Below are 11,691 nucleotides of genomic sequence, written 5' to 3' on the forward strand. Positions count from 1 at the left end.
CTTTTGTATTTTTACCCAAGAGATCCACTATGCAAAACCAACAAATCAGCCAAACCATTGCGCAAGAACTCAATGTACAAGCCAAACAAATTTTAGCCGCCATCGGTCTGGTGGACGAAGGCAACACCATTCCGTTTATCGCCCGTTACCGTAAAGAGGTGACCGGCGGTTTGGACGACACCCAACTGCGCCATTTTGAAACCCGCTTGCTCTACTTGCGCGAGCTGGACGAGCGCCGTCAAACCATTCTGAAATCCATTGCCGATCAGGGCAAACTCAGCACCGAGCTACAAGCCAAAATCGAAAGCTGCCAAAGCAAAACCGAACTGGAAGATCTCTATCTGCCGTATAAACCGAAACGCCGCACCAAAGGGCAAATTGCGATCGAAGCCGGGTTAGAACCGCTTGCCGACAGCCTGTGGCAAAATCCGCAACAGGTGCCGGAACAAACCGCACTTGCTTATCTGAATGCCGAAAACGGCGTTGCCGACAGCAAAGCGGCACTGGACGGCGCGCGTTATATCCTAATGGAACGTTTTGCCGAAGATGCGGAATTATTGGCAAAAGTGCGCGCCTATTTGCAGAAAAGTGCGGTATTGGTAGCGAAAGTGATCGACGGCAAACAAGCGGAAGGGGCGAAATTTCAGGATTATTTTGACCATCAAGAGCGTTTGGCAAGCGTGCCGTCGCACCGTGCCTTGGCGATGTTGCGCGGACGCAATGAGGGCATTTTGCAACTGAGTTTGAATGCCGATCCCGATCAAGATGACAGCGTGCGCCAAAGCCATTGCGAGGAGATTATCCGCCAACATTTAGGCGCGGATTTCAATCAGCAGCCTGCCGACAGTTGGCGGCGGCAGGTGATCAGTTGGACGTGGCGGATTAAGATTTCATTGCATTTAGAAACCGAGCTGATGGCGGCATTGCGCGAACAGGCGGAAAGCGAAGCGATTGATGTGTTTGCGCGCAACCTGACCGCACTTTTAATGGCTGCGCCTGCCGGCGCGAAAAACACCATGGGGCTTGATCCCGGTTTGCGCACCGGCGTGAAAGTCGCAGTGGTGGATAATACCGGTAAATTGCTCGCCACCGACACCATTTATCCACACACCGGACAAATGGATAAAGCGATGGTGAGCATTTACCAATTGGGCAAAAAATACAACGTCGGTTTGATTGCGATCGGCAACGGCACGGCTTCGCGCGAAACCGAACGTTTTGTGGCGGACATTTTAGCGAAATCGAACGATTGGCAGGCGCAAAAAGTGGTGGTGAGCGAAGCCGGTGCGTCGGTCTATTCCGCCTCCGAACTGGCGGCGCAAGAGTTCCCGCAATTAGATGTTTCGCTGCGCGGCGCGGTGTCGATTGCCCGTCGCTTGCAAGATCCCTTGGCGGAATTGGTGAAAATCGATCCGAAAGCGATTGGCGTGGGGCAATATCAGCACGATGTCAATCAAAGCCAACTGGCGCGTAAATTGGACGCGGTCGTGGAAGACTGCGTGAACGCGGTCGGGGTGGATCTCAACACCGCCTCTGCGCCGTTGTTGGCGCGGGTGGCGGGCATGAGCGCAACCTTGGCGCAGAATATCGTCAAATACCGCGATGAAAACGGACGTTTCGACAGCCGTGAACAACTGAAAAAAGTCAGCCGCCTAGGGCCGAAAGCCTTCGAGCAATGCGCCGGTTTTATGCGTATCAACCACGGCAAAAATCCGCTCGATGCGTCTAGCGTGCACCCTGAAGCCTATCCGGTGGTGGAAAAAATCCTCAGCGCCACTTCGCAAACCATCAGGGATTTAATGGGCAACGCCAGTGCGGTGCGCCAATTAAACGCCGCCGAATTTACCGACGCACGTTTCGGCTTGCCGACGGTGCGCGATATTTTAAGCGAATTGGAAAAACCGGGGCGCGACCCGCGCGGTGAATTCAAAACCGCCACCTTTATGGACGGCGTGGAGCAAATCACCGATCTCAAAGTCGGCATGATTTTAGAAGGCACGGTCACCAACGTCACCAACTTCGGCGCGTTTGTCGATATCGGCGTCCATCAAGACGGTTTGGTGCATATCTCCTCATTATCCGACAAATTCGTGCAAAATCCGCATGAAGTGGTGAAAACCGGTGACGTGGTGAAAGTGAAAGTGATGGACGTGGACGTCGCCCGCAAACGTATCGCCCTCAGTTGCCGTTTAGACGAACAGCCGCAGGATAAAAGTGCGGTCGGCAGCGGCGAAAAACGCAACGCCAACGGCGAGCGTTCCAATCCGAACAACCGCGCCCGCCCATCACGTCCGAATACAAACATCGGTAACAATGCGTTTGCCGACGCGTTGAAAAATTGGAAAAAATAAATGAATCAATAAAAATAATTAATTCAATTAGTTAAAGCACTCATTGCCTTCAATGTGTGCTTTTTTATTACAGTTTGATGACAGCTTAAAAAAATATCGTCTAAAATGAATGTGATAACGATCCCAATTTTCGCATTCGAACATAGAAATCCATGAAAAAGTTGTTATTATTCTTTTCCAAATACAAATTGCTGTATTTTGCACACAATCCTTACTTTTACCATTACACTAAAACAGAGGTGTTTTATGATAGGTTTTTTTAAACCGGCGGCACATAAGCCGTTATTACCTCAAGAAAAAATTGAGCCGACTTATACCCGCTTGCGCTGGCAGGTGTTCATGGGCATTTTCTTTGGTTATGCCGCCTATTATTTTACCCGTAGTAATTTCGATTTAGCACAAAAAGGCTTAATCGAAGCCGGGCTTTATACCAAAACCGAACTGGGGATTATCGGGATTGCGCCCGGTTTGGCTTACGGCTTATCCAAATTCTTTATGGCGGCGATTTCCGACCGTTCAAATCCGAAAATGTTTATGCCGTTCGGTTTGGCGTTGTCCGGGATGTGTATGACCTTGATGGGCTTGGTGCCTTGGGCGACTTCCGGCATTTTGATTATGTTCGTGCTGTTGTTTATCAACGGTTGGTTCCAAGGCATGGGCTGGCCGCCGAGCGGGCGTACCATGGTGCACTGGTGGTCAAAAAGCGAACGCGGAACTATTGTTTCGATTTGGAACACCGCACATAACCTCGGCGGGATGGTGCCGGCAATTCTGGTCGGGATCGCCAGTATGGTGTATGCCGCCAATCATCCTGAAGTGGCAAAAGTGACTTTCGGTCATGTATGGCAGCAAGCACTGTACTACCCGGGTATCGCGTCATTAATTGCAGCATTTATTCTGTACTTCGTCATGCGCGACACCCCGCAATCTTGCGGTCTGCCGCCAATCGAAAAATACAAAAACGATTATCCGGACGACTATAACGAAGAAACCTACGAACATGATTTGAGCACCAAAGAAATTTTCGTCACTTACGTGCTGAAAAACCGTTTGTTATGGTATATCGCGATTGCCAACGTATTCGTCTATCTGATTCGCTATGGCGTGTTGAAATGGTCGCCGGTTTACTTAGGCGAAGTGAAACACTTCGATATTAAGGCGACCGCCTCCGCCTATGCGATTTATGAATTTGCGGCGATTCCGGGCACGCTGTTGTGCGGTTGGATGTCGGATAAAGTATTCAAAGGTAAACGCGGACTCACCGGTTTTGTATTCATGGTGATGGTAACAATCGCTGTTACCGTGTTCTGGCTCAATCCGGCAACTCCGGAATCCGAGTTGGCACACTACGCTGCTTTGCCTTGGTATCAAAATCCGTATCAATTGACCGACTTTATCATGATGACCATTATCGGCTTCCTGATTTACGGTCCGGTGATGTTAATCGGCTTGCACGCCCTTGAGCTGGCACCGAAAAAAGCGGCGGGCACCTCAGCGGGCTTCACCGGTTTATTCGGCTATCTTGGCGGTACGGTGGCGGCAAGTGCGGTGATCGGCTGGGCGGCTGACAAATTCGGCTGGGACGGCGGTTTCTACATTATGATCGGCGGTGCCGTGTTGGCTTGCGTGTTAATGTTGATCACTATGGTGGAAGAAGGCAAACACAAAGCCCGAATCGCCGAAGAAGATCGCTTAATCAAATAATTCACTCCCACGAAAGACGAACCCGGTTTCGTCTTTCTTTTTATCTGCAGAAAGGAAAAGACAATGAAATTAAACTATTTAGCTGTCGCCCTCATTGCTTCAACCGCACTTGCGGGCTGTGTTAACAATGTCCCGACATCACAAACCGATAAACTGGTTATCGCCCACCGCGGCGCCAGCGGCTATCTGCCGGAACATACCCTGGAATCCAAAGCCTTGGCATTCGGACAAAAAGCCGATTATCTGGAACAAGATTTAGCCATGACCAAAGATAATCGTCTGGTCGTGATCCATGATCATTTTCTCGACGGTTTAACCGATGTGGCGAAAAAATTTCCGCAACGCGCACGTAAAGACGGACGCTATTATGTGGCGGATTTCACCTTAAAAGAGATTCAAAGCTTAGAAATGACGGAAAATTTCAAAGAGGAAAACGGCAAACAAGTGCAGGTCTATCCCGACCGTTTCCCACTCTGGCAATCCAATTTCAAAATCCATACCTTTGAAGATGAAATCGAATTTATTCAGGGATTGGAAAAATCCAGCGGCAAGAAAATCGGGATTTATCCTGAAATCAAAGCGCCTTGGCTGCACCACCAAGAAGGCAAAGATATTGCTTTGGAAACCCTAAAAGTGCTGAAAAAATACGGTTACACCGATAAAAATTCCGCGGTCTATCTGCAAACATTTGACTTTAATGAATTAAAACGGATTAAAACCGAACTACTGCCGCAATTGGGCATGGATATCAAACTGGTGCAACTGATTGCCTATACCGATTGGCATGAAACCGAAGAGAAAAATGCCGCCGGCAAATGGGTTAACTATGACTACGATTGGATGTTTAAACCCGGCGCAATGACGGAAGTGGCGAAATATGCCGACGGTGTCGGCCCCGGTTGGTATATGCTGGTCGATGATAAAGCCTCGACTACGGGTAACATTCAATACACGCCGCTGGTTGCTGAAATCGCCGCACAAAAATTAGAATTGCACCCTTACACGGTGCGTAAAGACGCGCTACCGCCGTTTTTCGGCAATATCGATCAAATGTTTGACGCCTTGCTGAATCAAGCCGGCGCCACCGGGATCTTCACCGACTTCCCGGATCTGGCAGTGAAATTCTTAGCCAAGGATAAAGAGTAACATCACTCAAGTGCGGTTCAACAACCGCACTTTGAGATTCCGTAAACAAAAAAATCCCCTTATCCTTGCGGATAAGGGGGAAGTACAAACTAAATAGAGGAAAGTTTGTTATTCGATAATTAACCGGCTGCCGTCGTAGCTGAGGACTTGCACCGCACTTAATGCCTTGCCGTCGTCACTTTCGCCGCCGATTAATAACATTTTGTTGTCGTAGGACACGGTGACCGCATGGCTGACCGCTTGATTCAGCTCGCCAATCATTTTCCAACGACCGTTTTTCAGAGTATAAATTTCATCGTGCCACGCTTGGCTCAAACCTTCGTGGGCAAACAGTTTTCCCTGTCGAAACTGTTGTTGCGCGCCGGGAAAATTGGTGCCGCCTGCCACCAAATAATAACCATGGCTGTAACCGCCGCCTGCGCCGCTTACCCCTTCTTGCCCATGATCGGCAACCGCCGGCAAATCAGGCAGTTTCTTCCATTCCACCCGTTGTTTGCCAATCCGTCCCTGCTGAGTGTTCGCCGTATTCAAGCCCGGCTTAACCGCACCGTTGACCACCAATACCGTTTCCCCTTGTCCGACGACTGCGGCACAGGTTCTGGCGGTGAAAGGCAATTTGCCTTCGTTACGCCAACGGTTTTCATTTGCTTGGTAGCTCAATAATTCAGTGGTAAAAAAATAATCCTGCGGCGGTTGTTGAAAGTAAGCCTGTTTTACCGCCGTTTTGCTCGGTTGATCCGCCGCCTTGGCGTAATCTTGCAAATAAGCCCCCAGCACTTCCGGATTATTACCGCCGAGCAAATAAATTTTATCTTGGTACACCACCGCCCCGGCGCCGACAATGCCGCGTGGCGCACGCGTATTCAATTCCAACCAACGATCCTGTTGCGGATCATAGCGATAGGCGTCATTCACAACTTGCAAAGCGTTTTCCCCGGCTTGCAAGCCGCCAAAAATATACAACTCGCCATTTAATGCGGCGGCGACCGCATATTGGCGTTCGCCCCCCGGAAATTCGGCAATTTTTTGCCATTGCGCTTTTTTGTGGCTGAGATCCAAGGCATAAAACTGCTTGCCTGCGCTACCTAAACCGACATACACCGTATCGCCGATTACTGCGCCGCTGCCGAATTTAATCGGTTCGGGCAAATCGGGGTAGCTTCCTGCTTGCGCAACCGCCGTCACCGCTAACAAACTTAGGGTGAAACTGAGGCGTAAAACGGCATTTGGCAGGGCTTTCATTCCGATTCCTAATCTGAGCGACGCGTGTTCTCTGGTTGAATAATGATGTCATTTCGGCATGGCGAGATGATACCTGCACTCCATAAAAGAATGCAAGCCAAGTGCGGTTTTTATTATTGAAAACGTAAGGAAGATCACAGTTTTTTTGTGATTTTGCAGAATATTTCTCCATCAGCAAGATAACATTTACCGATGGAGAAGGTTAAGCGGATTATTTCTTTTTGCTTGGTCGCTGCCAATTGGCAATATGCCGTTGCGGCACACGGCTGATCACCAGCTCGTTTTCCGCAACATCTTTGGTGACGGTTGCGCCTGCGCCGATGGTGGCACCGTCGGCAATACTGACCGGCGCAACCAGTTGGCAGTCTGAGCCGACGAACACGTTATCGCCGATCACGGTTTTGAATTTATTTGCGCCGTCGTAGTTGCAGGTGATTACGCCTGCGCCGATATTGCAGTTGCTGCCGATTTCCGCGTCGCCGACATAAGTCAGGTGATTGACTTTCGAGCCTCTACCGACCAGCGCTTTTTTGATCTCAACAAAATTGCCGACATGGGTTTCCGCCGCCAGTTCCGCCCCCGGGCGCAAGCGTGAGAACGGGCCGATGACCGCACTTTCGCCGATCACCGCATCTTCAATCACCGAATACGGCTTAACTTCAACGTCAGCCGCGATACGGCAGTTTTTCAACACGCAGCCCGCGCCGATCCGCACGCGGTCGCCCAGTTCCACGTGCCCTTCGACAATCACATTCACATCGATTTCCACGTCTTTGCCGTGGCTCAACTCGCCACGCAGATCAAAACGGTTCGGATCGACCAACATCACCCCCGCCAACAGCAATTTTTTCGCCTGTTGCTGTTGGTAGTAACGCTCCAGTTGCGCCATCTGCAAACGGTTGTTTGCCCCTTCCACTTCCATTCTGTCCGCCGCCGAAACCGCAGTGACTTGGCAGCCGTCTTGGTTGGCAAAGCCGATCACGTCGGTAATATAATATTCGCCCTGTGCATTGTTATTGTTTAAACGTGCCAGCCAGTTTTTAAAACTTGCGCCGCTCGCCACCATCACGCCGCTGTTCACTTCTTGAATTTTCAACTGCTCAGCGTCGGCGTCTTTTTGTTCGACAATCGCCACCACATTGCCGTCTTGGCGGATAATCCGTCCGTAACCGGTCGGATCGTCTAACTTGACGGTCAGCAAGGCAATGCCGTTTTGTGGTTTGGCGGCAATCAGTTTTTCCAGCGTTTCAGGCGTGATCAAAGGCCCGTCGCCGTACAACATCAGAATATTTTCATCATCGACAAAGTGCGGTGCGGCTTGTTGCATGGCGTGTCCTGTGCCAAGCTGCTCCGCTTGCAACACCCAATTCACCGGCTCGCCGTGCAAACGCTGTTGCATTACTTCACCGCCATGTCCGTAAATCAGATGAATGTTTGCCGCCCCCAATTTTTTCACGGTATCAATTACGTGTTTCACCATCGGTTTACCGGCGATGGTGTGTAGCACTTTCGGTAAATCGGAATACATACGCGTGCCTTTGCCGGCAGCTAAGATCACCACGCTTAACTTTTGTTTCGTCATAACAGAATCTCTCGCAATAAAAAATTGAATTGATTTTACACCAAATTAGGCAAGTGAGAAACGCAAAACCGCACTTTGCTTGTCGCGATTAACTGTAACAAACAAAGTGCGGTTGAGGTAACGAAGAGAAATGTATTCGAGCGGTTCGCCGTATAATGCCGCCTCCAAACCTTGGCGTTTTTGATTTTTCCACCCGCAAGCCGGTGGCGGCGGTGGAAACAAACACCCCGCCTGAGCGTTAGGGTCTGATGGGGATATTTGCTTTCCGAGTAAAAAAATCAAAAATAAAAAGTTAAAAAATAAAAAAGTGCTGCAAGTAAAACCAAAATTACAAAATATTATCGTATTGATCCATAATGTGTTTCGGCCAGACACTGGATTGGACTTGTCCGATATGTTGTTTATGCAGCAACAACATTGCCAAACGCGACTGTCCGATACCGCCGCCGATAGACTGCGGCAATCTGCCGTTTAACAGATCCTGATGCCAAGGGAACTCGGCGCGTTCTTCGTTACCGGCAATCGTCAATTGGCGGCGCAAGGCGGCTTCGTCCACCCGAATCCCCATCGAAGACAATTCAAATGCCGATTCCAATACCGGATTCCACACCAAAATATCACCATTCAAGCCTTTGTATTCGCCTTCGCTCGGGGTGGTCCAGTCATCGTAGTCCGGTGCGCGCCCGTCGTGCGGTTTGCCATCGGATAATTTGCCGCCGATACCGATTAAAAACACCGCGCCATGTTCTTTACAGATCGCACTCTCACGTTCTTTACTGCTGAGATCCGGATAACGGCGGGCTAAATCTTCACTGTGGACAAAGGTGATTTCCGGCGGTAAAAAGCCTTTGATCCCGAATTGCACTTCCACCATTTGTTCGGTTTCTTTAATCGCTGTGTAAATCGAACGTACTGTCTCTTTTAAGTAGGCCAAATTGCGCGAACCTTGCGGAATCACGCGCTCCCAATCCCATTGGTCAACAAACACCGAATGGGTTTGATCGAGGCTGTCTTCATCCGGGCGCAGCGCAATCATATGCACAAACAACCCTTCGTTCGGTTGGAAGTCAAAGCGCCCCAAGGTATGGCGTTTCCATTTCGCCAATGAGTGCACCACTTCGAAACGCACGCCATGGATTTCACGGATATTCACCTGCACCGCATTTTCCACCCCGGACAGGTTGTCTTGCATGCCGTTACCGACTTGGCTTAGCAAGGGACCTTGTACCTCGACGATTTTCAGGTGTTCTTTTAACATTTGGGTAAAGGTGTTTTTAACAAAACTGATTTCTTGTTGTTGCAAAATAAATGAATTTTTCATGATTTTTCTATTCTTTTTTAAATGGTTTTCTGGATTTATTAAATAAAAATCGGGTTTAACCTCGTTTTTGTGCATTATTCAACAAACAGACAAAAAACTCCAATACTTTTTTAATTTTTTTTGTTAATATGTATTCATCTATCAATTTAAGGTGGTTTTTTTTGAAAAAAAACTAAATTCAAACCTAAATTAGAGGGGCTTATGCAACATACAAGTCAAAATGTCGCTCAAATTGATGCGCTGGATCAACAGATCCTACGCGTGTTAACCAAAGACGCGCGCACCCCGTATGCGGAAATGGCAAAGAAATTCGGGGTCAGTCCGGGCACCATTCATGTGCGGGTGGAAAAAATGCGCCAATCCGGCGTGATCGAAGGCACCAAAGTGCGGATCAACGAACGTAAGTTGGGTTATGATGTCTGCTGTTTTATCGGCATTATCTTGAAAAGCGCCAAAGATTACGATGCGGTGATTAAAAAACTGCAAACCTTTGATGAAGTGGTCGAAGCCTATTACACCACCGGCAATTATTCGATCTTTATTAAGGTGATGACCCATACCATTGAGGAGCTTCATTCGGTGTTGGCAAGCAAAATTCAACTCATAGATGAGATCCAGTCCACAGAAACGTTAATTTCTATGCAAAATCCAATACTTCGGGATATTAATCCGTAAAAATTTGGCGTAACATTCTTTCTTTGCACCATAACAATAAGAAGGAAAAGAGTATGTCTGATGTATTTCATTTAGGATTAACCAAAGCCGATTTACAAGGCGCGACTGTTGCGATCACGCCGGGCGATCCGGCACGCGTCGAGCGCATTGCACAATTGATGGACAACCCTAAATTTTTGGTTTCAACCCGTGAGTACACCTCATGGTTAGGGTATGTCGGCGGCAAACCGATTGTAGTCTGCTCGACCGGGATCGGCGGCCCGTCGGTCTCGATTGCGGTGGAAGAATTAGCACAGTTGGGCGTGCGCACCTTTTTGCGTATCGGCACAACCGGCGCGATTCAACCGCAAATTAATGTCGGCGACATTTTGGTCACCACCGGTGCGGTACGCTTGGACGGCGCAAGCCAGCATTTTGCGCCGTTGGAATTTCCGGCAGTAGCGGATTTCCAATGCACCTCGGTATTACACCAAGTGGCGCAAGAAAGCGGCGAAACCACCTATGTCGGTATCACCGCCTCTTCCGATACGTTTTACCCGGGACAAGAGCGTTACGACACTTACAGCGGCAGAGTTTGCCGTCGTTTCCGCGGTTCATTGAAAGAGTGGCAGGATTTGGGCGTGATGAACTTTGAGATGGAATCGGCAACCTTGTTTACCATGTGTTCTGCCTTGGGCTTGCGCGCCGGTATGATTTCCGCGGTGATCGTCAATCGCACACAGCAGGAAATTCCGAACGAAAGCACGATTAAAGCCGCCGAAGGCAAAGCCGTGGCATTGGTGGTCAAAGCGGCAGGTTTGCTAGCCTAACCGCTTCATCTTAGCTCAACTATAAAATCCTGTCATTCGACGGGATTTTATTATTGCGCGGCAGCATTTTTCAAAATCAGATACAGTTGATCTTTTAAGCGTAACTTCTCTTTTTTCAGATTTTCAACCTCTTCATGGGTGCCTAATTCAACGTTGGTTTCAATCGCAATAATTTTGTGATCCAACTCGTTATGTTTATCAAATAAACGGGCAAAATGGGCATCTTCCAGCTTCAAGCGGCTGATTAAATCGCGGTATTCGGGAAACATGGCAAACTCCTTAGCTAATCATACGACTTGTTTATTTTACCATCATTTCATCCGCCAAGTTTCGTGCCAGTTCACAAAATTGATATTTACTCGCGATAGCGCGATTTGATTTGCTGCAGTAATTGCTGACAACAGCGTTCCAACAAGGTGTAGGTCTGCGCAAAATCGCCGCTGTACCAAGGATCGGGAATATGATCAAAGCCCAAATCGGGCACTAAATCAGTGATGTTAAAAATCTTCGCCTGTTTGCCAAAGCGTTTATACAAGTCCGCTAAATTACTGTTATCCATCGTAATCAAGTAATCGAATTCGTGCAAATCACTGTTGTGTACTTTGCGGCTGACAAAACCGCACTTATCTATGCCGTGTTGCCGTAGCATTTGCGCCGTGCCGCGGTGCATATCTTCGCCGTCATGATAACCCGCGGTACCGGCGCTATCCACCATAACCCAATCTTGCAAACGCGCTTGCACAAGCTTATGCCGCAGAATATACTCCGCCATCGGCGAACGACAGATATTGCCCAGACAAATAAATAAAATCTTCATTTTTGTCTCCCTTTTCCTTCGGATAAATAAAAACGGGCAAAAAT

At 48.7% G+C, this 11,691-nt stretch carries 11 protein-coding genes; 5 read left to right on the forward strand and 6 right to left on the reverse strand.

Features of this window, described 5'->3' with window-relative positions; translation table 11 throughout:
* The first annotated feature begins 29 nt into the window (after nt 1–29).
* The 3 genes from ACQ31U_RS04135 to glpQ all read left to right on the forward strand — a co-directional run bounded on the left by ACQ31U_RS04135 (nt 30) and on the right by glpQ (nt 5,201).
* Nucleotides 30–2,351, forward strand: coding sequence for a Tex family protein (locus ACQ31U_RS04135; RefSeq protein ID WP_431053824.1), 2,322 nt, complete (start codon nt 30–32; stop codon nt 2,349–2,351).
* A gap of 246 nt (nt 2,352–2,597) precedes the next feature.
* Complete coding sequence (glpT, locus tag ACQ31U_RS04140) at nt 2,598–4,055, forward strand: glycerol-3-phosphate transporter (protein ID WP_431053825.1); 1,458 nt, start codon at nt 2,598–2,600, stop codon at nt 4,053–4,055.
* A gap of 63 nt (nt 4,056–4,118) precedes the next feature.
* Complete coding sequence (glpQ, locus tag ACQ31U_RS04145) at nt 4,119–5,201, forward strand: glycerophosphodiester phosphodiesterase (protein WP_431053826.1); 1,083 nt, start codon at nt 4,119–4,121, stop codon at nt 5,199–5,201.
* A 108-nt stretch (nt 5,202–5,309) separates the two neighbouring features.
* Here the strand turns inward: glpQ and ACQ31U_RS04150 are convergent, their stop codons facing one another.
* The 4 genes from ACQ31U_RS04150 to asnA all read right to left on the reverse strand — a co-directional run bounded on the left by ACQ31U_RS04150 (nt 5,310) and on the right by asnA (nt 9,346).
* On the reverse strand, nt 5,310–6,443 hold the full coding sequence (locus ACQ31U_RS04150) for an N-acetylneuraminate epimerase (RefSeq protein WP_431053827.1): 1,134 nt from the start codon (nt 6,441–6,443) through the stop codon (nt 5,310–5,312).
* Between the two features lie 211 nt (nt 6,444–6,654).
* Nucleotides 6,655–8,025 carry a bifunctional UDP-N-acetylglucosamine diphosphorylase/glucosamine-1-phosphate N-acetyltransferase GlmU gene (gene glmU / locus ACQ31U_RS04155; RefSeq protein WP_431053828.1) on the reverse strand — a complete coding sequence of 457 codons (1,371 nt, stop codon included), beginning with the start codon at nt 8,023–8,025 and terminating at the stop codon, nt 6,655–6,657.
* A 45-nt stretch (nt 8,026–8,070) separates the two neighbouring features.
* Nucleotides 8,071–8,247: a hypothetical protein gene (locus ACQ31U_RS04160; RefSeq protein WP_431053829.1), complete on the reverse strand. Its 177-nt coding sequence runs from the start codon at nt 8,245–8,247 to the stop codon at nt 8,071–8,073.
* 106 nt (nt 8,248–8,353) lie between these two features.
* Nucleotides 8,354–9,346, reverse strand: coding sequence for an aspartate--ammonia ligase (asnA, locus tag ACQ31U_RS04165; RefSeq protein WP_431053830.1), 993 nt, complete (start codon nt 9,344–9,346; stop codon nt 8,354–8,356).
* Nucleotides 9,347–9,547: 201 nt separating this feature from the next.
* Between asnA and asnC the strand changes: the two genes are divergently transcribed.
* Nucleotides 9,548–10,021 (forward strand): transcriptional regulator AsnC, encoded by a 474-nt coding sequence (gene asnC, locus ACQ31U_RS04170; protein ID WP_431053831.1) that lies wholly within the window; start codon nt 9,548–9,550, stop codon nt 10,019–10,021.
* A 53-nt stretch (nt 10,022–10,074) separates the two neighbouring features.
* Nucleotides 10,075–10,830, forward strand: coding sequence for a uridine phosphorylase (gene udp, locus ACQ31U_RS04175; RefSeq protein WP_431053832.1), 756 nt, complete (start codon nt 10,075–10,077; stop codon nt 10,828–10,830).
* A 50-nt stretch (nt 10,831–10,880) separates the two neighbouring features.
* Here the strand turns inward: udp and ACQ31U_RS04180 are convergent, their stop codons facing one another.
* Both ACQ31U_RS04180 and ACQ31U_RS04185 read right to left on the reverse strand, forming a co-directional pair.
* Nucleotides 10,881–11,099 (reverse strand): YdcH family protein, encoded by a 219-nt coding sequence (locus ACQ31U_RS04180; protein WP_431053833.1) that lies wholly within the window; start codon nt 11,097–11,099, stop codon nt 10,881–10,883.
* Nucleotides 11,100–11,185: 86 nt separating this feature from the next.
* Nucleotides 11,186–11,647, reverse strand: coding sequence for a low molecular weight protein-tyrosine-phosphatase (locus ACQ31U_RS04185; protein WP_431053834.1), 462 nt, complete (start codon nt 11,645–11,647; stop codon nt 11,186–11,188).
* Nucleotides 11,648–11,691: the final 44 nt, after the last annotated feature.

The sequence above is a fragment of the Testudinibacter sp. TW-1 genome, assembly GCF_050613185.1.
GTDB lineage: Bacteria > Pseudomonadota > Gammaproteobacteria > Enterobacterales > Pasteurellaceae > Chelonobacter.